We start from the raw sequence: 2,208 nt of genomic DNA on the forward strand, positions 1-2,208 counted from the left end.
GGCAGGCCCGCCTCGACTCCTGCTGCTGCGGCGGGCCTGGACAACTGGGCTTCGAGGAGCTGCTGGACGCCACCGAGGAGCAGGTCGCCGCGGCGATAGGGCGCATGCTCGCGGGTGACGTCCGCGCCGACCCCGTCGACGCCAAGGCCTGCCAGTGGTGTCCCGTCACCAACTGCGAGAGGAGGCTGTCCTAGTGGCACGCCGTCTGACACCAGAGCAAGAGCGCATCACGCGGACCCTCGACAGGCCGCTCTTCGTGGCCGCAGGGGCCGGGTCGGGCAAGTCGTCCACCCTGGCCGAGAGGGTCGCGTGGGCCCTCACCCCCGGCTCGGGCGAGGGAGGGGCGCCCTACCTCGACAGCCTCGACGAGGTCCTGGTGATCACCTTCACGCATGCGGCCGCGGACGAGATAAAGGAGAAGATCCGCGCCCGGCTGCGCGAGGGGGGCATGGCAGGCCACGCCCTCGAGGTGGACTCTGCCTGGATCAGCACCATCCATGGCATGTGCTCGCGCATCCTGAGGAGGCACGCCCTCGCCCTCGGCCTGGACCCCGGCTTCAAGGTCGCGGGGGAGGGCGTCTCGGCGGGCCTGGTCGAGCGGGCGGTCGACGAGGTGTGCGGCATCGTCCAGGACGACCCCGCCTACGCGGAGCTCAGGCGTAGCTTCGAGCTCAGGGGGCGGGCCGGAATCGACGGCGCCGCTACGGTGTTCGGCATGCTCAGGACCCTTCGCGACGCGGCGGGATCGGCCCTGGAGGGCTTCGACTCGGTCGAGTTCCCGGGGACCGCCCCCGACGTCTTCGGAGAGCTCTCGCTCTACCTCGACTGCGTGCAGAGGGCGCTCGCCTTGGGGCAGGAGGCAAAGGCCTTCTCGTCCAAGGCCGGCGAGGCGGAGCGCACGAACCTCCAGAACTCCCTCGAGGTGGTGGGAAGGCTCCTCTCGCTCCCGCCCTCGCAGCGCGACGCGGCGCACGCCGCGGAGGCCTTCGGGCGCATAAGGAAGCCCGGCGACGCCTACAGGTCGAAGAAGATGAGGGAGCTGGGCGCCCAGATCAAGGCCGCCTATGCCGACTGTGCGCTCGCCGTGCAGATGGCTGGCGCGATGCGCTTCCGCACCCAGCTCGTCCAGCTCGCGCGCGAGGTGGACCGTCGCTACGCCGGACTCAAGGCGGGGCTCGGGGTCCTCGACAACGACGACCTGCTCTCGCTCACCCTGCGCGCCTTCCGCGAGCATCCGGAGGTCGCGGCAGAGTACGGTCGGCGCTTCCGCCTGGTCATGGTGGACGAGTTCCAGGACACCAACGCCCAGCAGGTGCGTATGATCGAGCTCCTGAGCGGGCCCGGTGCCTGCCACCTCTGCACGGTGGGGGACGCCCAGCAGTCGATCTACCGCTTCCGTGCCGCCGACGTGCAGGTGTTCCGCGACCGTCAGGCGTCGCTGCCCCCCTCCTCGGTGGTGGAGCTCAAGAACAACTTCCGCAGCCACGACGACGTCCTGCGCTTCGTGGCACACGTCCTCGGACGCGGCCAGGAGGGAGGAGGGGGACTCCTCCCGCGCTTCATGGACCTCGTCGCCTGGGAGGGGCGCGCGAGCGGCTTCGCGGCGCGGGGGCTTCCCCGCGTCAGCGTGGAGCTCGTGTGCTCGAGGCGGCAGGGGAGGGCGCAGGTCTCGTCCCAGGACCGCGCCCGCGTGATGGCGGACAGGGTGGCCGAGCGCCTGGCGAGCTACATCGACGCCGGCCAGAGGCCCTCCGACGTGGCCCTCCTCCTGGGGCGCATGAGCAGGCTCGGCAGCTACCTCGAGGCCCTGCGCTCCCGCGGCATCGAGTGCGTGGTGAGCGGCGGGTCGACCTTCTCGCAGAGCGAGGAGGTGCGCCTCGTCTCGGCGCTGCTGCACCTCCTCGCCAACCCCAGGGACACCCAGGACGGGCTCTACCCCGTGCTCACGAGCCAGATGTTCTGCCTCTCGGCAGACGACCTCCTCCTCCTCGCGACCCGCGACCAGGAGGAGGTGGACGCCCTTACGAAGCGGGGGATAGACGCCGGCCTCGTGTCGTTCGACCTCCCCGCGGGCCTCGAGCCCTCTCCCGCGCTGCGCTCAGCCCGCGAGCTGGTCGTGCGCGCCTTCCGGAGGCTGGGGAGCTGGCCCGTGCGCGACGTGCTCGCGGCGATGCTCCGCGAGTCCGGCCTCGTCGCCCGCCTCGAGGA

Annotated in this window: 2 protein-coding genes; both read left to right on the forward strand. The window is 71.5% G+C overall.

The annotated features are described in order from the left end of the window. A partial coding sequence (locus BQ7388_RS12195; protein ID WP_159430769.1) for a hypothetical protein occupies positions 1-194 on the forward strand: 194 nt, incomplete at its 5' end. Then, a partial coding sequence (locus BQ7388_RS00135) for a UvrD-helicase domain-containing protein (RefSeq protein ID WP_159430770.1) occupies positions 194-2,208 on the forward strand: 2,015 nt, incomplete at its 3' end. The genes BQ7388_RS12195 and BQ7388_RS00135, both read left to right, overlap by 1 nt.

The sequence above is a fragment of the Olsenella phocaeensis genome (assembly GCF_900120385.1).
Lineage (GTDB): Bacteria > Actinomycetota > Coriobacteriia > Coriobacteriales > Atopobiaceae > Olsenella_I > Olsenella_I phocaeensis.